Origin of the sequence: Ruegeria profundi (assembly GCF_020171505.1) — a bacterium.
In the GTDB taxonomy this organism is placed as follows: Bacteria; Pseudomonadota; Alphaproteobacteria; order Rhodobacterales; family Rhodobacteraceae; genus Ruegeria; species Ruegeria profundi.
In genome coordinates this window covers 88108-114668 of record NZ_JAIUZS010000009.1, presented here as the reverse complement: position 1 = coordinate 114668, position 26561 = coordinate 88108, and the positions used below count along the sequence as shown (strand labels likewise).

Sequence of the window (26561 nt, the reverse complement as noted above, 5' to 3'; positions counted from 1 at the left end):
CCATCAGACACAGCTTGTCGGCCATATGCCTGAGCTTGCCAAAAGTGAAATCACAAAAAATTGAAAACAATTAAAAGAGTAAAAAATAAAATGATTTGAACCTGATCGATAGGCGCGACACCCGTCCACGGAAAACTGAATGAGCCTATGCTATCGCGAAAATCAACTTAAAAATAACTTACTATCTTCAGAGTATAGTGCTCATTTCATCGTTCAGTACACTGTTGACTCGAGGTGCCACACAGGCACCTTATCCGCCTCCAGTCCTTAAGTCTGCCAAACAAGATCTCTATATGGTTGTATCGTTTGTATCTGCACTTTTCGTTTTCAGCCGATGCTTTTCGTTGCTTTCGATCAGGGGTTCTGGCGCGTATTCATGTCACCGTTAGTTGGCCCGATCAGCCTGCCACGCCCCCCTTTTTCTTCCACGGACTGACGGCCGTGCGATGCGCTTTGAGATAAGTTGGGTAAATCTTGATCTTATTGTGATCCTTGCCTTCAGCAGCCAGCCCGTTCATGATCTAAGCGAATACACCCATATCGCTCCATCGTTTTCAGCGATTGAACAGCGTATTTGGCGGCCCATATACACGGGGTGCATCGGAGTAACGTAACCCATTGCAGTTAATGAAATACTCCCGTGCAGCACACGACGATCATCAATCCTCGGCTTTCGATGGCGCTTTGAAAAGTAAGGCTAAAGCCCTGCCATCTGCCCATCGGTCAGTCGAAATAGGTTGCTCATGATACACCCCTGAAACTCAGGGGGTTGAATCACGCAGCCGAGATGGCAAAAATCAAATTAATAGGTTCAGGACCTACCAGTCTGGTCGGGAGAAACGGTCTTGTTCTGCCGGAAACTGATTCATGGAGTTAGCAGACCCGCCCGCTTGAAGCGCGCGATCACCGCCCACTATTTCGAAAAAACGAGTCGCCCAGATCGAATCCGACGGGGTTGATCTGGTCTGATTCCAAAAACATGCGCGCCTTAACGGCTGCCGACCCTTAGCGCAACAAGGTACCTCGAAAAGGTCGAACGCTACGTCACACAGCTCCTTCAGCTACACGCGCTAGTAAATGCAGAACCTGTCGTCGCGCTGCTGAACGCACGCGAGCTTATCGGGGAAGAGTTTCAAAAGTGGCTTGCCCTGACCCTCGTTGTCCCCGCACTCTGAGGGGCCTCGAAAGACTTCAGTCAGGCGAAAATCCGCCCGTAGACAATCCGGATTTTCCGCGAGCGCTCCATACAAACTAGGAACGCGCGCGAAGCAAATTTCCCTGCTTGGCCCTTCCGGTTTGCACAAAATATTTCCAAGAGTGAAAGTTCCGCAATTCTTTCGGGGTTTTCCACATGTATCGCGCGGACAGAAATAATATAAGTCTTTCAATGGATTATGCGGTGATTGCCTGTGTGTATGACCACATACTTACGAAAAGAAGCCGCAACATGGCAAAGGATCGCGGCCTTTCAGTTGCATCTCATGGGACTTGATCCGCTCAACATCATGAATCGCTGAGCGTCATTTCGGCAGCAACTGCGATCACATTCACATTGCCGTATCGCGCACAGCGTTTGACGGTCAGAGGATTGCCCCGCGTCTGTCGGCGCTGCAAACAGATCGCAATCATATCACCACGGCTGCGCGTCTGGGACTGGACGTCTCGAAGGATAGCAATTCGGTCTAAGTCGCGGAAAATGGCCGTGCTGGCGATACACTTCAATGATGAAGACATTTTGCAACCGCCCCCGATCGCTTCATTAAGCGGCGCTATGGCGAAGCGGGAACTAATTCATTGAGCATTTTCTTCACCAGACGCTCTCGTTGTCCGGCCGCGGTTGCTGTGTCCGTTCTAGGGGTGATTGCGAAATAGTCGTAGGGCAGGGGCAACCCGCGCCGAGCGGGGAAGGTGAATTGGTCTTTGTCCGGCTTTGCGTCCGTCAAAAATTTGGGAACTAGTGCGATGCCAGTCCCTTGCACAGCGAGAGCGAAGGCAACGGCAGCACCGCCTGCACGCAGACCCTTGCGCATGTCCGGGGTTTTGGCGACGCCCTCGGCACGAAACCAGCCCGCCCAAGTCGGGTGTGAGGCGTATTGTTCACCCCAGTCAGTATGGATCAGCAGGTTGTCCGGCACTGCGGCAATTCCCCCCTTTGCAATATACCGATTGTAAAAGTCCCGGGTGCAATACGGATAAGCCGTGTCCCGGAACATGGGAACTGAGGAATGCTGCGGATAAAGGTGGCTTTCATAGGTGATCCGGATGTCAGCCTGTGTGCGTAGCAAGTCCACCGGGTCCGGCTCAATCCGCAGTTCGATACCGGTGCCGGGGTAGTGCTTGCGGAACCGTGAAACTGCGGGAACTACCCAGATTTCTGCCAAAGACTGGATAGTGCTGATGACAATCCGGGAGCGCGCCTCGGTTTCCAGGAGTTGATCTGTAACGGTCGATATCCCCATCAGCGCATCTGCAATGGCCGGATAGTAGGACCGTCCCGCATCCGTCAGAAGCAGGCTATTGTGGGTTCGGCGGAAAAGAGTTTTTCCAAGGAATTCCTCGGCTTTCTTGACCTGCATGCTGACTGCCGCCGGGGAAACACCAAGTTCGTCCGCCGCAGAGGTGAAGCCGCCCAGGCGCACTGTGGCCTCAAAAGCTTTTAAGGAGTTGAGCGGAGGAAGCCGCATCAGGTTTGCTCGCTTTGAATCAGAAAATCTTAGGCAAGGCTTACATTTTTCGATCTGTAACGCCAGCGTCAGGACCCCATGATGCAGCAAACTCGGAGAGACACGCATGGCAAAGATTGAGATTGAGTATCTGGGGCAGCCGGAGATTGATCAGGTGGCGCTCACCAATGACGATATCCTGGATGCTGTTGAACAGGGGCTGATTGCTGCCGGGCAGGGTAAAACGGTGATCGAGCCGCGCATGCATCTGACCCCGGATCCGGCCTTCAACGGGCATTTCAACGTGCTGCGCGGTTATGTCGAGCCTTTGGGCTATGCCGGGGTCAAGGTAGTTGGCGATTTTGTCGACAACTACAAGCAAGGGCTACCGTCAGAGCTGGCGCTCTTGAACCTGTTTTGCCCGCGTACCGGCGTGCCGCGTGCAGTGATTGATGCGGCCGGAATTACCGACATGCGAACCGGAGCGCTAACAGCACTTGGTGCCAAATGGTTGGGTCCGAAGAAACCCAGGGTGCTGGGTCATGTGGGTGCCCGCGGCACCTCATACTGGAACGTGCGCTTGCTGGACCATCTGTTCGATTTCGAAGAAATCCGAGTGCATTCACGTCGCCCGGAAAGCCGCGATGCCTTTGGAGAAAGGCTCAGCCGCGATCTGGGCAAGCAGATCATCGTCACAGAAGACTGGCAAAGCTGCCTGGACGGAGCCGACATTCTGATCGAAGCGACCCGGCTCAACCAGCCTACCCCGATGTTCCACCGCTCTTGGGTTAAAAAAGGGGCCTTGGTCGTGCCCTACGGCACGATGAGCGCGCTGCCTTTGGATTTCACCAAAGGTTTCGACAAGTTCGTGATGGATGATTTGGGGCAGATGCGGGCCGGGCATCTTGGGGCGCTGCGGCCGCATATCGATGCGGGCCTGATCAGCGAGGAGAGCTTTTATGCCGAAATCGGTGAGATTGCCGCCGGGCTGAAGCCGGGCCGGGAAGCTGACGACGAAACAATCCTGTTCTGGCACCGCGGCATGTCTACCGGGGATATCGCCCTGGGCGCTCGGATTCTGGAAAAGGCCCGTGACCTGGGCATCGTTCAGAACCTTCTGTACCGGGACGCCTGAGATGGAGAAGCTCTGGCTGGATGGCACTTCGCTGACGGTTGAGGCGCTCAGCCAGGCTGCCAGGAATGCTGCACCCATCGAGCTTGCGCCTGCGGGGCTGGAAGCCATGGCACGCTCCCATGCTCTGGTCGGCCAGGCCATCCGGGACCGGGTCCCGGTCTATGGAGTGACCACGGGTCTGGGCGCCCGTGCAACCGAAGTGCTGAGCGCAGAGGCATTGGCGGAGTTCTCCGTCCAAACCCTGCGCGGTCGGGCCCATGCCATTGGTCCGGAAGAAGTCCCAGAGCTTGTCAGAGCGGGCTTGATCGTGCGGCTGAACACCATGCTCAAAGGCCACAGCGCCGCCAGACCCGAGGTCGCAGAGCATATTGCCGCCTGCCTGAATGCGGGCCTCACTCCGGTTGTCGGGCAAATTGGGTCGATCGGAGCGGCGGACCTGGTGCTTAATGCAACTGCTGGCCTGGCACTCATTGGCGGGGGGCGAATGCGTGATTCTAAGGGTCGGGTCGGGCCAAGCGCAGACATGATGGAGGCCCATGGCATCAAGCCGCTGAATTTGGCACCGCGCGACGGGCTGGCGCTGGCCAATCATTCAAGCACCGTCAGCGGCATGGCGGCCTTGGCAGTCTCCGGTGCAGCCGGTGTCTTTGAGGCGGCACAGACCGCCGCCGCCCTGTCGATGGAGGGGTTTAGGGCCAATACCGGGCCATTGGCGCACCACGTGCTGATGGTCAAACCTCATCCAGGCCAATTGCAGGCGGCCGAGCGACTGCGGTTGAGGCTGGAAGGCGGTGCGTTGCTTGAACCCGGCCACGCGCGCCGGCTGCAGGATCCGCTGTCGTTTCGCAACATTGCCCAGATCCATGGTGCTGCAGGCATGGCGCTGACGCGGGCTGAGGAGTGCCTGGAACTGGAAATAAACAGCGCTAGCGACAACCCCGTTGCCTTTGCTGAAAAGGGCGAGATCACCTCTTGCGGCGCCTATTTCACCGCCGAGATCACCAGCGCGGTAGAAACCCTTAGCCGCTCGCTTGTGCCGCTGGCAGCGGCACAGCTGGCGCGGACTGCAAAGCTCTTGAACCCAGAGTTCAGCGTCCTGCCGAATTTCCTGGCGATGCCGGACAGCTCCTCTAACGGGTTTGCGCCCGTGATGAAAGTGGCCGAGTCGCTGTTCTGCGAGCTGGCCCATACAGCACAGCCAGTGCCGGTCTGGCCAAGCCTGAATGCCAACGGGGTGGAGGATTGCCTGACCAATTCCCCAGCCGCGGTGAAAGCGTTGCTCCAGATCACTGGGCACCTGCAGCGGCTGACCGCGATTGAGTTGTTGGTTGCCTGTCAGGCGGTCGAGCTGCGCGGAACCGCCGGGTCTTTGGGCAGCTTTCTCTCTAGCACCTGCCGGCGGATTCGGGAGATATCACCTGCGCTGAATGAAGACCGCCCTCTGGCAGAAGACATCGAACGGCTGGCGGAAAGCATTTCGCAGAACCGATTTGCCGCAGAACCACGGCTGGCGAGCAACATTCCCTGAACTGCGGGGCTGCCTTCAGTAGCAGGCATCAAAAGAGAGGGCCGTGACAAAGACAATTCAACAGGGCAGCGGGCCATGGCCCCACTTGCACCAGTCCGATTTGTCCGGCGTCTTACCTGTTCACTAACCACGCAGAAAACCGGGCTGTTTCCCGAGCAGGCCATGTGTCCCCAGCGCGGCGAAGGTGTCGGGAGGGGCCGTTGCGGCTGTCCCTTGGACCATTTCGGGGTGTTCAGCTTTTCAAAGTTCCGAGATCAATATCACCCGGCAGGAAGAATGTCGGGGAATACCCAACTTCCGTCGAGGATTTCGGGGCCGGGCTGATAGAGGCGGATCGTGTAATTCCAGCCCGGCGTGATCGGGATGCAGTTGATCCGACCGTCTTCGCAGCCGCCGAAATGGATGGTGAAGGAGCCGTCGTCGTTTGGCGTGGCGGAGGTCTGGTTGTAGATGTTCCGGCCGAGATCGTTGGGCCCCAGGCAGCCCTCGGCGTCGTAGATGGTGATCGTCCAGAAGGCGTCCACCGGCACGTCCTTGACGGTCACCACATGGGGTGTTTCGCCGTCATTTATCTCGACGGCATCGACGATGCCCTGAGCGGTGGTGCCCGGTTGCCCAGCCCAGCCTGCCATTCCGATCAGGTGGTCGAGCGGGTCAATTTCGCCTCGGCGACCGAAGGGGGTGGTGGACTCAAGCCCGACGACCGCTGCCAGGTCGCTGACGGCCGGGTGCGCAGAGCGCGAGGGCAAGAAGAAGGCGTCGCATTTTCTATGTCCTCTCTATTAGTCTACCGGCTGGACGTTAGGGAAGGTCCACGACCCGTCGAGGATCTCAGGCCCCGGCTGGTACATCCGCACGGTGTAGTTCCACCCATCCATGAGCGGCAGGCAATTCTCACGCCCGTTGTCGCAGCCACCGAAATGCACAGTCATGAAGCCGTCATCGTTGCGCGCGCCCATAACCGAGTTGACGATGCAGGCGTCGAGCGCGTTAGGTTCGAAGAAGCGTTGAGCGTTGTAGAGGCTGATCGACCAGAAGGCGTATGTAGACCGCGACGTAGGGCGTATCGAAGGTCTCCATATCAAGCGGTTTGGTGCCACCACCGTGGAACACCTCGTTGATGTAGTGATCTTGTTTGACGATCATCGCCGACATGTACCGATCCCCGACCTCGGGCAGGGTCCGGATTGCACCCGCGCTGATGTCGACGATCGCGGCGCTATAAAGCGTATCGCGGTTCATGCTGACCGTCGGCTAATTGTCTACGGGCGTCGGTTCGCGGAAATGGTAGAAGCGGTTCAGCCCGCCCGCGAGCGCGACATACTTGGCGAACTCGATGTCTGTAGCGGCGCGGTTGAAGTTAGCGATCGTGATCGGAATCTCGCGGGCGTCCACGAGAGCGTCCAGGTTGTCGTCGGCGAACTGCGCCAATGCTGGCGCACAGAAAAGACCAATCGTCAGAGCTATGATCGGACCGAGTTGAATTAGGCTCATCATATAGCACGTCCCCCTGCCGAACATACAATCAGCCTTATTAAAGACTTACCGAAGCCAAGCATTGATCTGCCTAAATGACAGAAAAGTCCGCTTTTTTTCATTCCCATACCTTGCAGCTAAGGTCCGGAGCGAGCCCAACTGGCACCTTGGGCTTTTCTGCTGCGTGCGCGCAGCACGTGAATAGATGCACGTGCTTGGTTCATGACGCCGCGCGGCGGCAGAGATCGCGATTATTCGTTCATAGTATGACCTGCTCGCCCGTCTGCGCAGCAACCGCGCTTTTTTGAGACAACGACATCGTCTCCGAAGAACGTCGGGTGAATAGAGACAGGGCGCGTAACTCAATGAGCCAAAACAATAGTCAAATCCATTAAACGGCGTGGAGAACGCGATTTCACCCGACGTTGGTGTGAAGGCGCTACCCCAAACGCGAAATCGGACTAAGTCACCGCAGATGAACGACATGAAAGAAAAGGAAGCTATCGAGGAGGCAACAGGCCTTGCGCCGCGCGAGATCTATGAAGTCATTCGACGCGAAGGCAAAGAAGAGCTCGAACGACCTCATAAATCTTTGGTCTGGTCAGGTTTTGCCGCCGGGATAATGATTAGCTTCTCAGTGCTCGCTAAAGCCATATTACGCACTTATCTCCCGGATACCCCCGGACGGTATCTGATCGAGAATTTTGGTTACAGTTTCGGCTTTCTTCTTGTCATCATGGGGCGCTTGCAGCTTTTCACAGAAAACACGATCACCACGGTTTTTCCGCTCGTCGCCTCGCCGACGCGCACGATGCTCGGCCGTGTTTTACGTCTATGGAGCACCGTTCTTGCGGCAAATGTGGTCGGAGCGTTTTGCGCCGCCTCGCTCTTTGCGTTCACGCCCGCAATCCCGTCCGATCTCCTTCCGGCGATCACAGAGCTTTCCGAGCATGCTCTGGGCTTTTCTCCCGGCGTTGCCTTTGCCCGCGCCATCCCGGCAGGCGTTCTTGTCGCGGCTCTGGTCTGGATGCTTCCACAGTCGCCGGCCTCCTCATTCTGGCTCATCATCGCGTTCACTTGGCTTATCGCGGCGGGCGATTTCGCACATATCGTCGCGGGCTCGGTCGAAATGTGGTTCCTGCTTCTGACGGGGGCCAAAGAGGTTACTGAGGCGGCTTTTGGTTTTTTCATACCGGTCTTTTTCGGCAACGTCGTCGGCGGGACAGTTATCTTCACCCTCATGGCTTGGGGGCAAGTCCAAGAAGAGGTGGATAATGGATCAAAATAGGTCCGACAAGCTGCGTCAGAAGGGAAAATACCTAATTAAGGAGGATATCGGATGAGCAAGGATCACGGGCCCTCAATCAAGGACGACGACACCTACGAGGCACTGCGCGACGATGGCTATTCCAAGAAGAAAGCCGCGCGCATCGCCAATGCACAGGCGAGCGATGACATGTCACCAAGCAAGAAAGGTGGCAAGGCTCCGCCCTACGAGGAGTGGACCAGGGACGACCTGCTCAAGAGAGCTACCGAACTCGGCATTGAGGGGCGGTGGGACATGTCGAAAGACGTTTTGATTGAGGCCCTTCGGGACAAGACCTGAACCAACAGTGCATCTTGGATTGTGCCCTCAAAACTATAGAAACAGGAGACAACCGATGAGTGACTATGAAAGCGGCGACTCAGTGAAGTGGCGGTGGGGCGATGGCACCGGCACCGGCAAGGTCGTCGAGCGGTTCACCGACGACGTCACAAAGACGATCAAGGGCACTGAGGTGAAACGCAAGGCGAGCCAGGAAGACCCCGCCTATCTGATCGAGCAATCAGACGGGGATCAGGTTTTGAAGTCAGGATGCGAACTCTCTCCCGCGTAAGCGAAGATCAGGCCGTCGAAAACGCTTGCGCGGGCACCGCGATCAGCCGCTTGCGGGTCCTGAACAGACCGACGGACTGGGCCGCTATGAGGGCACCCAAGACGACGAGCAAATTGGCCGCGACTGCTGCGGCGAGGATGCCGGTGTATCCGAATGCCAGTACGCCGATCCAAGCCAGCGGCAGATAGATGACGAAGATGTGTCCCAAGCTCAGCGACATCAAGTGAATGGTTTTGGAGCGCGCGTTCATTGCGGCGTTGGCTGTCGCGAAGATACCGTATCCACAAGTCTTCTCCTTTATATACCGAGTGGGTGAGTCACCCAGCCGGCCACGCCGCCTTACCGGATGATCTGAGGCAATTGGTGCACTAAACAATACGCGGTACTGGGTCTCACGCCAGGCATGTGCAAGGGTAGGCAGCCTCTCCTAAACCTCGACAAGTAGCGCTTAGACGCTAGTTCCTCGCGTCTGATCCACTATTGAGATGGACAAGGGGGTGCCGTGGCATCGCGAGAGACATTGGTCAAAGACTTCATGGAACGCATCAGCTCCCGCAACGCTGGGCAGCAGGAGTTCCTGCAAGCCGTCGAAGAGGTCGCCAATGACGTTTTGACCGTAGAAAAGGCAAACAGCGCCTACGCGACGGCACGTGTTCTTGAGCGGCTGACCGAGCCCGACCGGTTGATCTCTTTCCGGGTGTATTGGGAGGATGACAGTGGTGCGCTGCAGGTCAATCGCGGCTGGCGCGTGCAGATGTCAAACGCTATCGGCCCGTACAAAGGGGGCATCCGGTTTCATCCGACCGTCAGTCCGTCGGTGTTGAAGTTTCTGGCCTTCGAGCAGGTATTTAAGAACGCATTGACTGGCCTGCCGCTCGGCGGTGGCAAAGGCGGGGCGGACTTCGACCCAAGCGGCCGAAGCGACAGCGAAATCATGCGCTTCTGCCACGCCTTCATGGCGGAACTGGCTCATCATATCGGACCCGATCGCGACGTGCCGGCGGGCGACATTAATGTCGGAGCGCGCGAAATCGGCTTTCTATTCGGGGCCTACAAGCGGCACCATCGCGAGTTCACCGGCGCGCTGACCGGCAAGGGTGATAGCTTCGGCGGCAGCGCCATGCGTGTCGAGGCCACGGGCTATGGGCTGATCTACTTTCTGCAAGCCATGTTGGCGGAAAAGTCTGAGGATGTTGCGGAGCAGCGAATTGCGATCTCTGGCATGGGAAACGTGGCACTTCATGCCGCAGAGAAGGCAATTGCAGAAGGTGGCACGGTCGTTTCGCTCTCGCATTCGGCCGGAACGATCCTGGCAGAAGACGGCTTGAATGCGGAAGCGCTCGAATGGATACGGACCGCACGCTCGGAAGATCGAGATGTCGCCGACGCACCGGCGCGTCTTGGGCTTGTCTACAAGGCTGGAGAGAAGCCTTGGGGGGTCGAAGCCAGTGTTGCCCTACCCTGTGCGACGCAAAATGAGCTTGAACAAAGCGATGCAAAGGCGGCCGTCGATGCGGGTTTGCGGTATCTTGCCGAAGGCGCCAACATGCCTCTGACCGGTTCAGCGGTCGCACATATTGAACAGGCCGGGGTCGTCTACGGGCCCGGAAAGGCGGCGAACGCGGGCGGTGTGGCAATCTCGGGTCTCGAGATGAGCCAGAACGCACACCGGCAATTTTCCTCGGCAGAAGAGGTCGATACTGCGTTGAAATCGATCATGCGCGAGATTCATGACCGCGCCGCCGACGAGGGGCGCAAGAGTGATCGGATTAATTACCGCCGTGGTGCGAACATCGCCGGTTACCGGAAGGTCGCAGAGGCCATTTCCAGCTTCGGGATCGTGTGATGACTGGCGCGGAACTCTTCGTGGCCTGTCTCGAAGCGGCAGGAATTGAGGTGATCTATGGATTGCCGGGTGAAGAAAACACCGCGCTGATGCTGGCGCTCAAGACCTCGTCGATCCGGTTCGTGTTGACCCGGCATGAGCAGAGCGCGGCCTTCATGGCGTCAGTGTATGGTCGCATGACCGGGCGACCGGCGGCTTGCCTTGCCACGCTCGGGCCTGGGGCAACAAACCTCGTCACCGGGGTTGCGGACGCCACGCTGGATTACGCGCCACTTCTCGCGATCACGGGCCAGGGCAGCACGGACCGATTAGCCTTGTCGGAAAGTCATCAGGTAATTGACCTGACCGCTCTGTTCGCGCCGGTGACAAAGCATTCGCAAACTCTGATGGATGCAGGTGAAATCCCCGGCGCCGTCGCTGAGGCCCTGCGCGTCGCAACCGCCCCGCGCCCCGGCGCGGTGCATCTGTCGCTTCCGGAGGACGTCGCCGCGCAGGATGTCGAAGCACGGCCACGTTCGGTTCCGACCCGCACACGGGTTATTGCGCACAGCGATGCAATCGCGAACGCGACCAGCCTTTTGTCGAACGCTGAAATGCCGATGATCGTGGCCGGTGCAGGGGTTGTCCGCGCAGGTGCCGCACATCGTCTCGTCGACTTTGCAGAAGCGCATGATCTACCGCTGGCAACAACATTCATGGGCAACGGGATCGTGGCAGCGACGCATCCTCTGAGCCTTGGAACAATTGGACAGCCTTTCGAGGATCACGTTGATCGCGCCGTTCGGCCGGCTGACCTTGTCTTGGCCATCGGCTTCGACGCGATTGAGACATCGCCAGCCGGGTTTTCTGGCGACGGGCGACCACGGGTTCTACATATCGCGGAAACAGCGGCAGCAGCGGATCTTGGCTGGGAGGTCGTCACCGACGTCGCGGGTGACATCGATGCATCCCTCACCGCCTTATCCAGCGCCTTGGGAGACCGCCAATGGGGGATCTTTGAAGAGGCGCGGAAGGCGCAAGAAAAGATCCGGAGCGAGCGCGCTCGACCCAGGCCGTCAGGCGGCTCAGCACAGCTTTTGCCGGAAGACATCTTGGCGGTCGTCGAGGAGCAACTGAGGGAGCAAGACACGGTCGTGTCCGGCGTCGGCACCCACAAGCTCAAGGTTGCCCGGTCGCTCGCGGCGAAGCGCCCCGGCCAGATCATCATCGCGAACGGTTCAGCAGGGATGGGAATGGCGCTTCCGGGCGCGATGGTGGCAGCGGAGTTGCAGCAGCAGGGGCGTGCCATCGCCATTGTCGGGGACGGTGAATTCCTGATGAATGTGCAGGACATGGAGACCGCAGTGCGTTTGAAGTCTCCGCTAACCGTCTTGCTCTGGGAGGATGGCGGGTACGGCCTGATTGAGGAAAAGCAGGAAAGCGAAGCGGGGTCGCATACTGACCTTGCCTTCGGCAATCCCGACTGGGCCGATCTGTGCCGCGCCTTCAAATGGCGACACATTCCCGTCGAGACCTATGCTGATCTTGCTCCCGCGCTTCGATCGTGCCGGAAGAGTGAAGGACCTGTGCTGATCACCCTGAAGGTCGACTACAGTGAAGGTTTGGGGCCGAATTTTGATGACAAAAGCTGATATGACCCGCGTTCAAAGTCTTCCGGTGCCGGAAACGGTCGACGGGTCCCCTCGGCGCGTCGGCGTAGAAATCGAACTGGGCAATCTCGCGGCCGCTGAGGTGGCAAGGAAAATCTGCACGATCTGCGGAGGGAGCGTCAGCGAGGATGGTCCCCACGACTACGCGGTGCGCGGCACGGTCTTCGGTGATCTCGAGGTGTATCTCGACACCCGATTTCGCAAAGACGCAGAAACATGGTTGCATAAAGCGGGGCTCGATCTTGCGCAACTGGTGGTTCCGGTGGAAGTTGTGACGCCGCCGATCCCACCCGAGATGCTGCCGCGGCTTGACGAAACGATCGCCATGTTGGCCGATCAAGGTGCGACAGGCACGTCCGGCGGTATCCTGTTAGGCTTCGGCGTTCATCTGAACATCGAGATCGCAGAAGATACTGCGGAGCATCTCGGCGGTGTTTTGACAAGTTTCGCCTTGCTGGAGGCGGCCCTACGAGAGGTCATGCAAATCGACGCGTCCCGACGTCTCTTGCCGTTCACATCGCCCTATCCGCAGACTTTGGTCGATCGACTGGTGGCAGAGCGCGGCTGTAGTCTCGACGCGTTGACGGAGATTTACCTCGAAGAGAATCCCACGCGGAACACGGCGCTCGATATGCTACCCATCTTTGCGTATCTCAACTCCGACCTAGTTGCGGACCGCATCGACGACACCGCCGTGTCAGCACGGCCCACGTTTCACTATCGCCTGCCCGATTGCCGCCTTGATGAAGTGGGCTGGAGCGTCACAGCCGAATGGAACCGCTGGACGGTTATCGAACGAGCCGCCGATGAGGCAGTCCTTGCCGACCTGTGCGGTGCTTGGCTGGAATACCGGGCGGCGGGTCGTGCTGTGCGGGCCGATTGGGTCGAGACATGCCACACTGTTCTGGCGGCGCACGGATTGGAGATCCCGGTATGACGCGGCCCAACATCGGCGTAACTGTATCGCAGCGCAGCGGGTGGCGCATCTTTCCCCTAATGGCGTTCAACATCTGGCTAGTTGGTGGCAAGGCGCTGCGCTGGCAGACCGCATCGGCAATCGATCTTGACGCGGTTGACGGGGTCGTCGTCGGCGGGGGCGACGACATTTCACCAATGCTCTATGGCGGCAAGATTTCCGCCCGGGCACGCTTGGATCCTGACAGGGACGAGATGGAAAAACGCATCGTGCTTGAGGCGACCGCGGCCAACATCCCGGTTTTGGGCATTTGCAGGGGCTCGCAGATGCTCAACGTGGCGCTTGGAGGCACCTTGCACCAAGATGCCTACAGCGCCTTTCCGTCGCGTTTCTACAAAACGATCCTTCCGCGCAAAGCTGTCGAGATCGACGAAGGCACCCGCTTGGGTCAGATCCTTCAGACAGGAACCCTGACCGTAAACGCCCTTCACACGCAGGCCGTTGATAAGCTTGGTGAGAACATCGGAGTGGCGGCCAGAGACGAAGGCGGAATGGTTCAGGCTATTGAGCGTATGTCAGACCCCTTCGCGATAGGGGTCCAATGGCATCCCGAACACCTGTTCTACCGCACGGGCCACCGCCGGCTTTTCAAGGCGCTCGTCCTTGCTGCGCAAGCGTACAGGGTGAACCGTCCGCAGGGTCGTACCGTGGACCTGGGGTTGCAGGACGAAGCGGCGCGGATCGGGCGCGACAATTCCGATCCAGCTGGAAAAGCCTGAAAGCGGGCTATGTTCTAAGTTCGAAAGACGGCAGAACCGGCCTGCCAAAACTGAAATGCGTTGGTACCGGACACAAAAGCGGAGGTTGATTTGCTCTTTTCCCTAAATGACTTGGTTGGCTTTTCTGCTAAAGCGAAGGACTTCGAGGCATCGGTCGTCGATGTCTTTCTGGAGCGCAACAGCTGGCAGGTCAGTCATCTGGTGCTGGACACCGGGGGAATTCTGGAGAACCGGCTTGCCGTCGTGCCTAGCAGCGCCATTTCGGACGTCTCCCCGGGCGAGCGGACGCTGCGCGTTGACCTGACAAAGGAAAAGGCCGAGGCGCAACAATTACTCGGTGGGGCGTCGCTTCTTGAGGACGGTGATTTGTCGGTGCTGCCCGAGCTCATTTTTGGAGCCGATGAAGAAACGGTCACCAAGGCGTTCTTTTCGACAATCGGCACGCAGGATCAGTACTTTTCGTTTGTTGCCGCAGCTTCTTCGAAGGCTGTGAACACATCCGAGACAATCGGCAGCGTGATCGGCTTTATTGTCGAAGCCGACACGATGACCGCAACCCACATCACCGTAGATACAGGCATAACCGTGCCAAAATCGCAGCATGTGCTGCCGGTATCACTGGTCGAGGAGGTCGGCAGCACTGACAGCGAAACCGTATTGGCGGTCGACAAGAAAAAGCTTGGTGAAAGCCCGGAGCTTGAACAATTTGACGGGCTGGACCGGCACTGGATTGACCGCGTCGCATCATACTACGGCCTAAGCTAAGGTCGCTTTCAGCCGCATTACCAACCTCAGTCCTTCTCACGCTGTACTTCTGAAAGCTTCGTGCCTGTGAAGACAGACGCGCCGCTCATGAGCGCGAGAAGGGCGAGCACGCCCTCAGGCCCTGCAACATCGGCAAGTAGGCCAAGCAATCCCCCGGCCAGCAAAAGAAGCCCAATCAGCGAATTCGACAGGGCCGTGTAGACCGCCTTGCGCCCGCCGGTGTCCATGTCCGTCAGATGCGTCTTCCGACCTGCGCGGGCGCCTTCGTAGGCGATCTGTGCCGCAAAGACGAAACCCGCCACGATCGGACCGCCGACAGCATCTGCCTCCGTCAGCCCCCAGACAGCGGCGGCCGCATAGCTCAGCGCGGCGAGGAGGCCCGCCAGAATGAGGGTCTTACGACTTGATCGGTCCGACGACGCCCCCCAGACGTAAGCGGAGACGATAGCGGCAATAGACGAGGCCAGGAGAAGCAGTCCAAGGTTTCCGAATTCTGCCCCACGGTCGCTACCGAGGAGCACGAGGAAGGGGGGTGCGAGGGCCGTCGAGATCAGGAGCGCCCGCGTCGCAATGTAGCTCCGAAGCTCGGCATCTTCCTGTAACGGGCGAACAAGGTCGCCGAGCGCGTCTTCAGATGCCTCGGCGCCCTTATCAACTCTCTCCCTAAGCGTGCTGAAGAGGCCGGCGGCAAACAGCCACAGAACACCGGCGACCGCGATGGCGCCAGCCACGTAGGAAGGCTCGCGCGGGAGCGTGCCGGTCGCCAGCAGGATCGCGAAGGCGAAGACCGCGATCGCTGAGATCGTACTCGCGGCTCCGGACACCCGGCCGCGCTGACCCTTTTCGACCGTGCGCGCGAGCACGTCCTTGTAGCTGACCGAGCAGGCGGATCGGGCGACCGCCAGAACGGCGAGGCACCCCACGATCAACAGTGCCGCCGACTGACCGGGAAGAAGAAGCGCAGAAGCGGCAATGCCGAAGGCCGCGAGGCCTTGCACTACAGACCCCGCGACCCAATAGTACTTGCGGATCGCCGAGTGCTCGACCCGCCGCGCGAGCAGAAGCTGCGGAAGCAGCGACCCCGCCTCGCGGACGGGGACCAGAAGGCCGATCAGGTAGCCTTGCGCTCCGATCGCGTTCATGAGCCAGGCAAGTACGAGCTTCGGATCAATGAGGCCGTCGGCCGTCTTGGTCGACGACAGCGACCCGATATGAATGAAGATATTCCGTTTCATGGCCCATTGACTCCGTGATCCGCGATCTGATTGCAACCGCGAAGCGCCGCGATCGAAGCAGGCGTCCGTCTGGTCGCTTGGCAAGCGGGCGTCGGGTTCGTTCAGCCGGGACGGGTGTCGGCACGGCCGGGGACACGTGCGCCTACCCCGCCTCCCGTTCCTCAGAGTTGGCCCCCGCTTTCGGAGCTGACTTCAGTACGGCGTAGTCAGAAGCGCTCATGGACTCGCGTGCCCATGCGTCGGCGTCCGTGGCCATCTTCGACGCCGGATCGGCGAAGACGTTCGGGCGAATCGAGGCCAGCGCATGCAGAGCCTTCTGAAGCCTTAGCTGAACCTCGATGCAAGAGGCGCCGTCCCGGGCGATGGGCCGAAATGCATCAACGATCAGGTCCGCCGAACTGACCGGCGGCACGAATACGTTCAGGTACGCGATCTCTGAGGATGGATCTTCCTTCCAACGAGCGAGAATCCGCACAAGCCGCCCCAGAACGCTGATCGCGGTTCCGGGGTCGTTGACGGCTGGCGAAAGAGAGCGGGAGGCAATCTCTGACAAAACGATAAGGCCAAACCTCGGATCCTGATCGAAACTCCGCTCGGTGCCAATCGTGAAGGCCTCTCGGAGCTTCTCCAATGCGTTCTGGTCGCCGATCTCGCGCTCAATGTAGAGACATGGCTGTGCCTCGTGCACGAACGATCCCGGTAGCGCATCCAGCCAGACCTTGGCTTTCAGATCTCCCGCGACCCTGTCGAGCGCTCCGACGTCGACATGGAGCACGTAGCCCGCCCCGGATGCACAGAGAGGAACGCAGGAGGTCGGAATTCCCGAAACAAGAGGCCGGGCGCACAGAAACGGATTGGCAAGCCGCGTTTCGAGCGAGGTTGTCGCCGCAGCCTCCACCCGATCGAGGGTATTTTCCATGCGTCCAAAGGTCATGAGGTGACTAATCCAGCGCAGGAGCGCCAGCACGACCAGCGCGATGACCCCGGCGGTGGCCGCGAATAAAACCACCCGGCCGGTACTGCTGAAGTAGCCGGCCTGAAGCGCGATAATTCCCACAAGGCTGAACAGAAATGCGCCGAGGAAAGTCGCGAGAACGTTCTGCGTGGTTGGATCCTGCTGAAGCAGAGCCGACGCACGGGGGGTGGCGGTGCTCGCAGCAGCCGAGAAGGCCGAGATCGCGATCCCCAGTGAGAATGTCGTCACAGCAAGCATCGAAGACGCGAGGATGTTGAGTACCTGATCGATCGACTCGACCCCGATACTCCCCGTCCATGACTGCGGTATCAGGGGCGCGACCAGCTGCGCGACGCCGACCGCCACCACTGCGAGCAGCGCCAGCGCCACAGCGCGAACCCACACTTTGCGCAGTTGCCTCACGATTTGCCAAAGAAACTTCGACGTCAATTCAGGCCCTCGCTGAACCAATTAGGATTAAATTTCGCTTCGCCGATACTGATCGGCATCTGCTCCGACGTCTCGGGTCGTCGCAATCTAAACAGTAGGGCGTTTCCCGTCCATGACCTGAATTCGACCGCGTCAGCACTGGGATCTCCCGATTTTGCAGGTCCGTCCCCTACATTTCCAAAAGTGGGCAGATCAGTCATACGCTCAAAGAACGAGAGATCGCTTCGGAACAAGGGGCGGACCATCGGGCAAAAACGACCTTTGCTGCCAAAACAAGTCTGGGCGATCCGCGCTCGGCTGGAACTCGCGGTGTCAGATCTTGTCAAAGAAGAACGCGTACGCGAACGGGTTTCCGTCATCCAAACCAAGACGAAGCGACCCGTTCAGTTCGAACTAACTCAAAACACACGCGAAACCGTCCTGAGCTGGATCAATGCACCTCAGATGTTTGCGTGCCGATTCATGTTTCCAAGTCGGTTTCACGACCGCCCACACATATCGACGCGCCGTACAAAGGTCGCGGAAATTTATCGAAAGACTGGTAACCTTCGCGCTGTCCAACTGCTGCTCGGTCGCAACAAGGTGCGATAGCACTGTTCGATACCTGGGCGTCGCACTCGAAGATGCTCTAAGCATTGCAGAGCGCATAGACATCTGGCCCGCCGTGGCGAGCGGCTCGGCCGCTCGCCATTTTGATGCGATTGTTCGTCTTTCGCGCGGTGGTCGTCGGTGCCGAGCCCGTGTTGACGTTCGACTTTCGGCCAGATCCGGACAAGCGCGCAGGTCCATCGACGGGCCGCCCCCGGTCTGTCGATTTGGTGTAGCTTGATGCTGTTACTGAGCGTCGCGATGTCCTTGCAACATCAAGTTGCTCGGGAATGTACGATAGATGGACAACTTGCAGCCCGCCGATCGAGCGGTACGTCAAACTCTATATTGTTCGCGTCTGACCCGCCGGCTCAAGCGGCTGCAAAAGCGCGTTTCTACTTAGACCTAAACACCGCTCGCGAACTGCTGCTTCGGTGACGCGCGCTGCATCGCAACGACAGGCCCGCCGAGAGTGCGAACGGATGCTGTGTCAGCGAGAGGCTGAAGTTCAAATTCGGGCTTGTCCGCTTAGCGGTCACTAATGCCGAACACAGCGAATGACTCCATTGAGCTCTTATCGCCGTTCTACTGTTCTGCTTACCACGGATGGCGGATACTTATTGCGTTTTCAGAGCGAGACCTCCGCCTACCAGCGATTGACGTGGATCATAGCGATGTTGACGCTTGGCGAGTAGTTTGCAACGACTTGGGGTGGGAGCCTGTGTTATGCTTGACCGGCGAGAAATTGCAGTTCTTGTGATCGCACTGTTCTTTTGGTTGGCTGGGGCTATCGCAGCGTCCGCTGACGTCCCAATGTTCTTCTTCGTTGCAACACTCCGAATCTGGTACTGGTGGGCAATCCCGGCAGCAATCATTCTTGAGGCAATTGTTTTTCGGTTTGCCTTTAAAACCACTTGGCGAATTGCTTTCGGCATTTCGGTTGCTGCGAATTTGGCCAGTGGCGCTTTGGGCGTACCGCTTTACCCCGTTGTCGGGATGATGATGTATACCGTTCTGGCACCTCTGGTAACTGGCATGTTCGGCTATGGAATGGTTGTCGAAGCAGCTGCGACGTTGATTGCCCTGGTAATGCTCGACACAGCAGTGGAACTCTTAGCATTGGTTCTGCTGTATCGTGTTTTCCACGTGCCAGCCTCGATTTTGAACGCTTTGTGGGTCTTTTGTGCCAACTTTATCAGCACGGCTCTACTCGTGACCGTCATAGCATCCGTGCCAAATCTGCCTGCGCTTGACGGCCAGCCAGAGTATTTGACGCAAGAGCAACTTGATCAAGTCGCGCTACAATTTTCTGATGAACTACAACAAATGAAAAGGATGGGTGCGGCGCTCTTTCAGGGCGAGCGGATCGACAAGCCAGAGTTGGATCCCAGTTGGCTCGCTGCTCAGCGCGAGGAAGCTTTATTACGGAACTTCCGCGATCTAGCTATCGTAATTTCAACCGGAGAAGATCGGGAAAATGTCGAGGCAACATTCCTAATCGGCGAAGCTCACGGCCGAAACCTAATGGCCTGGCAATTCGGTGAGCAAAACGACGCATACGGTTGCTATGAACTCGCGTGCTTCTCGCGGTCAGAGGATGAAAATGGCTCGACAATCTACTATACAGCAATGGGTTACTCTGCGTCCGGCTACTCTCTAAGTATAATTGCCACACTCATCGAACGGCCAACGAATTGAAGATGCATAGTACGGTTCATTTTAGTTGGACGTCGCGCAGAGGCCGATTTCGCGCCATCGGTTAACGGCAGGAAAGTCCGGAGCCTTCGCAATTTAAATTGGGTGGCGCCCATCCATGATTTGATCGTGCCGTAGGGGTCCCGACGGTCATGCTGCGTAGCTCCAATTTCCACAAAGCCTCGGACAAACCTGACCTCTGGTTAGTTTCAAGCAACCAGCGGTTCCGGCCCGTTCCTACCTTTCACCGATCAATCAAGGAGCTGCGGTGCGGCGCGTCAAACCTGCCGTTCGCTGTGCGAGCGAATTTAGCGGTAAACTGAACCTACGCAGAGCTGACAATCCAGCTGCAAAATGCAAGTTAGGCAGGGCGCTTTGAAGCGTCCTGCCCGGTGGCTCTCTTCCTACTCAGGAATGGTTGCTCCGGTAGCGGCCTCATACGCATTCGCCGCAAGCGATACGGCGTCGTGATCGCTGGTTCCAGGCAGGACCTCAAAGAGAGGATCGAAATCGACCATCTTCTGAGCAAGCTGCCCGAGGATCGAAACATCACCCTCGGCCTGGATTGTGCCATCGCCAATCAGGGCCTCGAACTCGGCTTCACCTATCATGACCCGTTCAAGATCCGCGCGGTTCACTACCAGCGTCAGATCCGGGTCATCGGCAAGGAAGCCCTCGATATTGGTCAGCGTCGCGTTGGCGAGTTCGAGAATGAACTTCTCGCCATTGTCTGGCGTGACGATGTTCACGGTAAATTCCAAACCCTCCGCCTGGCGACTGTCCATTCGGATACCAAGGAAGTTCAGAAACATTTCCGTCGACATTGCTCGGATCACGTCAGGCCCCGAAGTGCTCGCCCGCTCCCCCGCGGGAATGCCAGACCGAAGCTCATAGGCACCTGCAAGGAAGCTGTTGCGCAGGCCCGGGTTCTCCTGCTGGTACCCCAGTTGCTCGAATGCATCGGCAAGCGCGTCCTTGGCCTCTTGATTTCCTGGTTCGGCATGGACCAGTTTGTCGAGGATCTCGGTCGCCTGCCGATATTCACCCGCCGCGTGCAGTTCAGCTGCTTTTGCGAGAATCGGACCGGCACCACCCATCATCTCGACATAAAGCGGCGCGCTATCGGCGGGAGTGTGTGGGATCAGTGTGGTCGGGTTGCAATCCCAAAATCCAAGGTAACGCTGGATCACACCGCGTGAGTTATGTTGCGGCGAACCGTGATAGCCTCGTGTGTGCCATGTCTGTTTGAGCCCCTCTGACGGCTCATAGACCTCGTGAATCTGATTGATCGTCACTCCTTGGTTCGCATAATGCAGCACCTGGTTGTTCATATGGGCATAGACGTCGCGTTGCGCGCGGAGCACCTCTTGAACGCGGTCGTTGCCCCAACGCGGCCAATGGTGGGAGGCGAAGAGCACCTCGGCTTCGGTGCCGAACAGGTACAGAGCGCGTGCGATGTACTTCGACCAGCGCAGCGGGTCGCGGACCGGCGCACCGCGCAATGTGTAGATATTGTGAAGCGAGGAAACGACGTTTTCAGCCATCCAAAGCGCCTTCATCTCAGGGATATAGGTATTCATCTCCGATGGCGCCTCGGTGTCAGGCGTGTTCTGGAAAACCATACGAACTCCGTCCACATCGAGGTATTCGATATCGGCTTCCACGATTTTCGACGGGGCAATCAGCCCAACTTCGCCCGCCGAGACACCCTGACCCAAGCCCTGGGTCACAAACCCATGCGGCGCGACGGGCAACACCTGACCGTATTGGAATGACAGCCGCCGGTTCATCGCATTACCAGCATAGACGTTCTCGGAGATGGTGAATTCCATAAAGTCGCGCGGGGCAATGATCTCGACCTTGCCGGCGCGCACATCCGCTTCATCGACAATCCCGCGCACGCCTCCCCAATGGTCGGTATGGGAATGAGAATAGATCACGGCCGTGAGCGGCAATCCCTCACCCCGGTGTTCCTGAAAGAACTCCCACGCGGCACGGGCGACCTCGGCCGAGATCAGCGGATCGAAACAGATCCAGCCCGTTTCCCCCCGGACAAAGGAAATCTGCGAAAGATCGAAGCCGCGGACCTGATAGATTTGCCCCTCGAGCACCTCATAAAGCCCATAATCCTGATTTAGCCGCGCCTGGCGCAACATGGACGGATGGATGCTGTCCCATTCCCTGTCTTCGTTCAGGAAGTCGAAACGGGCCTTGTCCCAGGCGACATGTCCGGCATCCGCCATGATCTGTTTTTGCGGCATCTCAGCGATCAAGCCGCGGGCCTGCTCTTCAAAGTCTCGCGTATCTGAAAAGGGCAAAGTCTCGCGCGCTTCGGCGAGGATGCGTAGAGTATGCTCGGACGGCGCTTTGCCTTTGGGATGGAAATGCTCCGGCAAGGGCGCGGCCCCCTGTGCCCGGGCAAGACCGTCCTCTCCAAGCATGGCTGGTGCCACGGCAAACGCGGCTCCGAGTGCAGGTGCAGATTTGATGAAATCGCGACGTGTGGTCATTATCTCCTCCTCTCAAAATAAACGGGTCGCATCGATGCGTAGCCGTAAAAGCCTGATCAGACACGCCGCTCGGTCAATGCCCGAACCAGTCTATGGGCGCCACTGTACCTGTCCACAGGAAAACAGCTGTCATTTCGCGACAATCAGAGGCCACCCTGAACCTTTCACGAGGTGTCGACTGCCTTCGACCGGAAATCTGTCGGCGTCACATCTTGCCATTTGCGGAATGCACGCGTGAAGTTTTCAGGCTCGGTGTAGCCAAGCTCCATCGCGATGGTTTTGACAGGGAGATCCGTCTCGGACAGGAACGCAATCGCACGTCTGCGCCGTGCGTTTTCCAGCAAATCTTGATAGGTCAGGCCACGTTTCGCCAGCTTTCGCTGAAGCGTTCTTGGGCCTATGTCGATGACTTTCGCACAACCATCCAGATCGACCTCGCCATCCATCAGACGCAGGTCGATCACCTCAAGCAGGCCGTCGCATCGCTCCGCGTTCGTTCGATCTTGGCTGGTTTTGAGGTCAAGTGACAGGAATGGGCGCGTAAAGGGGAGACGTGAGACCAGTCGCGCTTCGAGATCCGTCTTTCGAACAGCTACACCGAAATTCGGTCGGCCAAAGAGAATCTTCGCATCCACCAAGGCCTCCAGCCTGTCGATCTTGGCCGGCTGGTCGTAGTCGACCTCAACCCAGTCGGGCCGCCAGTTCGCGCCCAGAAAGCCGCGAAAGAAAACCAGGACCGTCTCAAAAAGATGATCAGTAAAATGCCGAACGGTTTCTACCTTGGCCAATCCGCTTTCATAACACCAGACGAGATGGTCCTTGTGTTCCGCCAAGTACATTCGGCTGCCGATTTCATGCGCGGGCAAGGTGGCGCACACACGTTTAAGCGCCTGACCCAGATTTGGGGCACAATAGGCAAAACCTGCCCACGGCCCATAGTGCTGCGCTGTCGTTCTGGCGCCAAGCTGCACTCCAAACTCGTCACACCCTACCGTCCGGCCAGCGGCTTCGATCACGCGGATCATTTTGGCCAGTGGAATCCGGCGATCCGGCGCGCAAAGAACACTGAGTGGAAGATCATGGCGCCGCAAGATCGTCCGCAGCGCCTTTGCGCTGGCCATCTCCTCGACCATTCGCGGGAAGTTCCCCCATCCCCTGATTGTCGTCATCGGCACCATGTAGTTAAATTTCTCTCGTCATCCGATGGTTTTATGTCCCGCGTGTTGCGCGTCCCGGGGTGGTTGAGATGAAAGGGAGCGGCGATTGTGATTGGTTCTCCGATTCCTTTAACGGATATCATAAATTCGTGCGAAAAGCAGCTTGCTACGCGCGCGTTTGCTCCTGTCTAAGCCGTGCCAAGCGTCGCGGCGTGCCGAGTGAGACCGATGTCGGGCTTTGATCTCGGAGCCGACTTGCGGCGACACAGAATTGTTCCCGATCCTGTCGCCTTTTGAATGTGGGTTACGAAATTGGCAACCCAACTGGTTCGCACCCGTGGAGAAAGCTCGCCTTCCGCCGGTCTGCACCATTTGTAAAGTTCGGTACAGATGCGCAAGTTCGTTAAAGAACGGCTGCTTTCGCTTCCCAAGGGCTGGACCTAGACACTCGCAGCGAAGGTCTGCTTCCCGCTGATCCTGTTGAAAAACATCGTGCTGCGAGCGCGGAAAGTGGTGTTCTGAACTGAAGACGAGCGCCTTTTTAGTCATGCTTTGCACGTGTGCTGCTGTGCAGGACAGATCCTAGCCAATATGCGGAGGTTTTGGGCGGTGGTGGCGAGGAGGAATTTGTCACTTGCGCCGCATGGGCCACGTAATCGGAGGCGTCCGACGCCAAGGATGCGTTTGAGGTGGGCGAAAAGCATCTCGACTTTCTTTCGGAGTTTCATCGAGATGTCGTACTGCCTTGTCTTGGCAATGTCGCGGGCGACCTGTCACATTCATGTGCGGCCGTTAGCATGCAGCATCATGATTGGGCGACTAACAATGCGACCGGAGCAGGGGGTAATCAAGTTCAGGATGATTCACGTGAACATTGCAGGAACACGTCTGCACGGATTTTGCACGCGTATCACGTGCAGTTCCTTAAATATTCCCGGAAATTTGAAAAAACTCCCTATTTTTCTGGTGCGGTAAAAAACTGAAAAAAACGCCTTGTTTCTCTAGGTTCCGGCAAATATACGGGTCAGCGGAGACGTGGCCGAGTGGTCGAAGGCGCTCCCCTGCTAAGGGAGTAGGCGGGAAACCGTCTCGAGGGTTCGAATCCCTTCGTCTCCGCCACAACATTGTCTGTAGATTTTGAGCGGTTTTGTGGCCCACGTATTTTGGCGGGATTTCCGCAGAATATGTGGCGTGATGACCGTTAGCGACCTGAAATCACATGCGATATACCCTCCAAAAATGGCAAGAGTCCCCGTTTACATTTGGCGCGATACGATTTTCGGGGCCGTTCTGGCGCTGGGCTTGACTTTCGGTTGAATGGAAGTTGTTCGCTGCCTAATGCGCCAAGTCGTTCTGCGAGCGCCCGACGAGCTGACCGCATATCTTTAGCCCACCCCAAGCATCATTCGCGCAAAGAGGTCTTTCTCGCTCCAACGCTTCCACCGGTTGGAGAGCGTTTTGTGCGGCCCGTAGGCGGCGCTCACCAGCGTAAGCCGTTGCGGTTGATGAAGATAATCGCACTCAGCACTCGTCGGCCATCAACGCGAGGCTTGCCATGGGATTTGGGGAATTAGGACTTCAACGTCTCGTCTTCGCCTAACCTTGATGACCAGCCCTCGCTGATATGCGGGACTTCATCATGCTCAGCGGCCATCAGGCTTTCATGGGTGCAATGCGTATGCATTGATTTCGCGATGTTGTGGAAGCTATTACCTAGCGTGGTAGCGCGTGAAACCGCGCCAGTGATAAGACCAATTGCAAGCACCGACCGTTGGTCAATCATGCGAAAAGGAGCGTCCGGACCGACGTCTCGGGCGACGTTCTGCAGCAATGTGACCGCGTCCAACAACGGTATTGCCACCGTTGGATCGTCGGGCGGCACCCATTCGAGATTCCCGGCGTACAATCGTTCAGATACGCTTTACCCGTTTTTTCAAGCCAACGTCGGATTGGAAAAATTACCGAGGCGCGTATTAGGGGAAGATGACGTGACGTGCCTCCAGCAGACTACTTTTTGGCGCGTAGAGTCGAATAGGAGCCACAAATTTGATATAGGTCAATGGGTGGGGGCCAAACACGTTCTTAAGATTGCCTTCGTAGGGGACGTGCCGAGGTCAGATCATATCTTGTTGTCGTGCAAAAGAGCGTAGCAAGTTGACCGTTCACACCCCCTGAGCATGCAAGGGGTGTCAGATGATAATCAGGAAAACTGGATTAAGAAATTTCTTAAGTGCGGTTGGCGCTTTGGCAGCATCAGCAACCGTGGCAAACGCGCAAGATGGCCGGTGGACCTATGCGGCTTCGATCTATCTTTTTGCGGCCGAGACAACCACCCAAATCGGATCCGTAGAGTCGAAATTGAGTTTCAGCGATGCGCTGGAAAATCTGGATATGGCGTTCATGGGTGCGTTCGAAGCCAGCAACGATCAATGGAGCTTTGGGTTGGATTACATGTACACCAACCTTGGGTTTACGGGCGACACGCCCGGTAATGTTTTCAGCAGTGCCGAGACGAGTTTGAAAACCCAGATCCTGACTGGTTTTGTCGCTTACCGAGTTCTTGAAAACCAAAATGCGTCTGTCGATGTTGCAGGCGGATTTAGATACTTCGATACGGAAACGGAGTTGAATCTCGTTGGTGGCCCGCCGGTTCCGTCAGTCACTGCCAGTGAGGATTGGATAGATCCGATCATCGGGGTGCGCGCAAACATGCGGTTCTCCGACCGCTGGTCCGGCACCGCATTTCTTGATTACGGCGGCTTCGACGGTGACAGCGAGACCTGGCAGGTTCTTCTGAGCGCGGATTACGCGCTCAATGAAAACTGGGACCTCCGTTTCGGCTACCGGTATCTCGACGTCGAAAACACCATCAGCGGAACTGACTTCAGTTTTGAACAGTCGGGCCCGATTTTTGGTGCGACGTATCGCTTCTGACGGGCGGCACGCAAAAATGATCGCGGAAAAACCGGCGAAACCAGACCTGGAGCCACCGGCATCGATGCGAGCGAGGCAGCAAATGCCTTCTTAGGTTTGCCCGCGCACTTTTCGATAGGAGAAATTGAATGAGCAAGCTACGCAGACTGTCGCTTTCGCTTGACGCGTTGCTCGCGGCTGCCACGTCCATCGAGTTGGCGCGTTACCTTGGACGGTGGGGCGGCTTTGGTTTCGTTGGAAAGGCTGAAGCTCAGCTAGGGTGGCGGTTGATCCCGGTAAGTGTTGCCGGCGTGGGTCGGCGCACCGTGCGCCGATGTGCCTCTGGTGCCAACAACTGCTGAGATTGGTGCAAAAGCATGGATTTCAGGGACTTAAAGGGATTTCGCTAACCAAGAGGAACTAG

The 26561-nt window shown here is 57.6% G+C and carries 24 protein-coding genes, 1 tRNA gene and 4 pseudogenes; 15 read left to right on the top strand and 14 right to left on the bottom strand.

Translation table 11 applies throughout. From position 1 onward, the window contains the following. Positions 1–366: 366 nt before the first annotated feature. Together LCM21_RS18580 and LCM21_RS18575 are read right to left on the bottom strand one after the other, a co-directional pair. Positions 367–745, bottom strand: a pseudogene (locus LCM21_RS18580) (transposase); the annotation flags it as partial. Positions 746–1769: 1024 nt separating this feature from the next. Further along, a complete protein-coding gene (locus LCM21_RS18575) occupies positions 1770–2684 on the bottom strand; it encodes a LysR family transcriptional regulator (RefSeq protein WP_224891928.1) in 915 nt (304 codons plus the stop codon). 106 nt (positions 2685–2790) lie between these two features. Here LCM21_RS18575 and LCM21_RS18570 point away from each other — a divergent pair, with 106 nt between their 5' ends. Together LCM21_RS18570 and LCM21_RS18565 are read left to right on the top strand one after the other, a co-directional pair. Beyond that, on the top strand, positions 2791–3798 hold the full coding sequence (locus LCM21_RS18570) for an ornithine cyclodeaminase family protein (RefSeq protein WP_068340151.1): 1008 nt from the start codon (positions 2791–2793) through the stop codon (positions 3796–3798). Position 3799: 1 nt separating this feature from the next. Next, entirely contained in the window at positions 3800–5326 is a 1527-nt protein-coding gene (locus LCM21_RS18565; protein ID WP_224891927.1) for an aromatic amino acid ammonia-lyase, read from the top strand. Between the two features lie 260 nt (positions 5327–5586). Here the strand turns inward: LCM21_RS18565 and LCM21_RS18560 are convergent, their stop codons facing one another. Genes LCM21_RS18560 through LCM21_RS18545 form a run of 4 tightly spaced genes read right to left on the bottom strand, consistent with a single transcriptional unit; the run spans position 5587 to position 6823 of the window. Further along, on the bottom strand, positions 5587–6075 hold the full coding sequence (locus LCM21_RS18560; RefSeq protein WP_224891926.1) for a DUF1214 domain-containing protein: 489 nt from the start codon (positions 6073–6075) through the stop codon (positions 5587–5589). Between the two features lie 33 nt (positions 6076–6108). Then, positions 6109–6426 (bottom strand): DUF1214 domain-containing protein, encoded by a 318-nt coding sequence (locus LCM21_RS18555; protein WP_224891925.1) that lies wholly within the window; start codon positions 6424–6426, stop codon positions 6109–6111. Next, entirely contained in the window at positions 6317–6568 is a 252-nt protein-coding gene (locus tag LCM21_RS18550; RefSeq protein WP_224891924.1) for a DUF1254 domain-containing protein, read from the bottom strand. Before LCM21_RS18550 ends, LCM21_RS18555 begins: the two co-directional genes overlap by 110 nt. A gap of 12 nt (positions 6569–6580) precedes the next feature. Continuing rightward, complete coding sequence (locus tag LCM21_RS18545) at positions 6581–6823, bottom strand: hypothetical protein (RefSeq protein WP_224891923.1); 243 nt, start codon at positions 6821–6823, stop codon at positions 6581–6583. 454 nt (positions 6824–7277) lie between these two features. On the opposite strand from LCM21_RS18545, the gene LCM21_RS18540 reads away from it, so the two are divergent. From LCM21_RS18540 to LCM21_RS18530, 3 genes are read left to right on the top strand one after another with little or no spacing between them, the layout of a single operon-like run. Further along, a complete protein-coding gene (locus tag LCM21_RS18540; RefSeq protein ID WP_404818135.1) occupies positions 7278–8090 on the top strand; it encodes a formate/nitrite transporter family protein in 813 nt (270 codons plus the stop codon). Positions 8091–8141: 51 nt separating this feature from the next. After that, positions 8142–8408 carry a DUF7218 family protein gene (locus tag LCM21_RS18535; protein WP_068340163.1) on the top strand — a complete coding sequence of 89 codons (267 nt, stop codon included), beginning with the start codon at positions 8142–8144 and terminating at the stop codon, positions 8406–8408. A gap of 55 nt (positions 8409–8463) precedes the next feature. Continuing rightward, on the top strand, positions 8464–8679 hold the full coding sequence (locus tag LCM21_RS18530; protein ID WP_224891922.1) for a hypervirulence associated TUDOR domain-containing protein: 216 nt from the start codon (positions 8464–8466) through the stop codon (positions 8677–8679). 7 nt (positions 8680–8686) lie between these two features. On the opposite strand, the gene LCM21_RS18525 is transcribed toward LCM21_RS18530, so the two are convergent. Next, positions 8687–8929, bottom strand: a complete 243-nt coding sequence (locus LCM21_RS18525; RefSeq protein ID WP_224891921.1) for a hypothetical protein — start codon at positions 8927–8929, stop codon at positions 8687–8689. A 252-nt stretch (positions 8930–9181) separates the two neighbouring features. Between LCM21_RS18525 and gdhA the strand changes: the two genes are divergently transcribed. The 5 genes from gdhA (at position 9182) to LCM21_RS18500 (ending at position 14634) form a co-directional block, all read left to right on the top strand. After that, positions 9182–10525 (top strand): NADP-specific glutamate dehydrogenase, encoded by a 1344-nt coding sequence (gdhA, locus tag LCM21_RS18520; RefSeq protein ID WP_224891920.1) that lies wholly within the window; start codon positions 9182–9184, stop codon positions 10523–10525. After that, positions 10525–12156 carry an acetolactate synthase large subunit gene (locus LCM21_RS18515; protein WP_224891919.1) on the top strand — a complete coding sequence of 544 codons (1632 nt, stop codon included), beginning with the start codon at positions 10525–10527 and terminating at the stop codon, positions 12154–12156. Before gdhA ends, LCM21_RS18515 begins: the two co-directional genes overlap by 1 nt. After that, positions 12143–13111 (top strand): amidoligase family protein, encoded by a 969-nt coding sequence (locus LCM21_RS18510; protein ID WP_224891918.1) that lies wholly within the window; start codon positions 12143–12145, stop codon positions 13109–13111. Before LCM21_RS18515 ends, LCM21_RS18510 begins: the two co-directional genes overlap by 14 nt. After that, positions 13108–13869, top strand: coding sequence for a gamma-glutamyl-gamma-aminobutyrate hydrolase family protein (locus tag LCM21_RS18505; protein WP_224891917.1), 762 nt, complete (start codon positions 13108–13110; stop codon positions 13867–13869). The genes LCM21_RS18510 and LCM21_RS18505 overlap by 4 nt, the downstream gene beginning before the upstream one ends. A gap of 90 nt (positions 13870–13959) precedes the next feature. Beyond that, positions 13960–14634: a hypothetical protein gene (locus LCM21_RS18500; RefSeq protein ID WP_224891916.1), complete on the top strand. Its 675-nt coding sequence runs from the start codon at positions 13960–13962 to the stop codon at positions 14632–14634. Between the two features lie 26 nt (positions 14635–14660). Here LCM21_RS18500 and LCM21_RS18495 read toward each other — a convergent pair whose 3' ends face one another. Together LCM21_RS18495 and LCM21_RS18490 are read right to left on the bottom strand one after the other, a co-directional pair. Beyond that, complete coding sequence (locus LCM21_RS18495) at positions 14661–15869, bottom strand: MFS transporter (RefSeq protein ID WP_224891915.1); 1209 nt, start codon at positions 15867–15869, stop codon at positions 14661–14663. Between the two features lie 142 nt (positions 15870–16011). Further along, positions 16012–17274 carry a DUF2254 domain-containing protein gene (locus tag LCM21_RS18490; RefSeq protein WP_224891914.1) on the bottom strand — a complete coding sequence of 421 codons (1263 nt, stop codon included), beginning with the start codon at positions 17272–17274 and terminating at the stop codon, positions 16012–16014. 183 nt (positions 17275–17457) lie between these two features. Between LCM21_RS18490 and LCM21_RS18485 the strand changes: the two are divergent. After that, positions 17458–17929: pseudogene (locus tag LCM21_RS18485) on the top strand (site-specific integrase); the annotation flags it as partial. A 659-nt stretch (positions 17930–18588) separates the two neighbouring features. After that, complete coding sequence (locus tag LCM21_RS18480) at positions 18589–19560, top strand: hypothetical protein (RefSeq protein WP_224891913.1); 972 nt, start codon at positions 18589–18591, stop codon at positions 19558–19560. Positions 19561–19961: 401 nt separating this feature from the next. Here LCM21_RS18480 and LCM21_RS18475 read toward each other — a convergent pair whose 3' ends face one another. The 3 genes and pseudogenes from LCM21_RS18475 to LCM21_RS18465 form a co-directional block, all read right to left on the bottom strand. Then, entirely contained in the window at positions 19962–22067 is a 2106-nt protein-coding gene (locus tag LCM21_RS18475) for an alkyl/aryl-sulfatase (RefSeq protein WP_224891912.1), read from the bottom strand. A 164-nt stretch (positions 22068–22231) separates the two neighbouring features. Further along, a complete protein-coding gene (locus LCM21_RS18470) occupies positions 22232–23200 on the bottom strand; it encodes an AraC family transcriptional regulator (protein ID WP_224891911.1) in 969 nt (322 codons plus the stop codon). Positions 23201–23769: 569 nt separating this feature from the next. Beyond that, a pseudogene (locus LCM21_RS18465) lies at positions 23770–23994 on the bottom strand (IS5/IS1182 family transposase); the annotation flags it as partial. A 259-nt stretch (positions 23995–24253) separates the two neighbouring features. Here LCM21_RS18465 and LCM21_RS18460 point away from each other — a divergent pair. Continuing rightward, a tRNA-Ser gene (locus LCM21_RS18460) sits at positions 24254–24343 on the top strand. Positions 24344–24615: 272 nt separating this feature from the next. Here LCM21_RS18460 and LCM21_RS18455 read toward each other — a convergent pair. Both LCM21_RS18455 and LCM21_RS20915 read right to left on the bottom strand, forming a co-directional pair. Then, positions 24616–24794: pseudogene (locus LCM21_RS18455) on the bottom strand (transposase); the annotation flags it as partial. After that, positions 24795–25085, bottom strand: coding sequence for a hypothetical protein (locus LCM21_RS20915; protein ID WP_404818136.1), 291 nt, complete (start codon positions 25083–25085; stop codon positions 24795–24797). A 332-nt stretch (positions 25086–25417) separates the two neighbouring features. On the opposite strand from LCM21_RS20915, the gene LCM21_RS18450 reads away from it, so the two are divergent. Both LCM21_RS18450 and LCM21_RS18445 read left to right on the top strand, forming a co-directional pair. Beyond that, a complete protein-coding gene (locus LCM21_RS18450) occupies positions 25418–26158 on the top strand; it encodes a porin family protein (RefSeq protein ID WP_224891910.1) in 741 nt (246 codons plus the stop codon). 128 nt (positions 26159–26286) lie between these two features. Continuing rightward, a complete protein-coding gene (locus LCM21_RS18445) occupies positions 26287–26499 on the top strand; it encodes a hypothetical protein (RefSeq protein WP_224891909.1) in 213 nt (70 codons plus the stop codon). Positions 26500–26561: the final 62 nt, after the last annotated feature.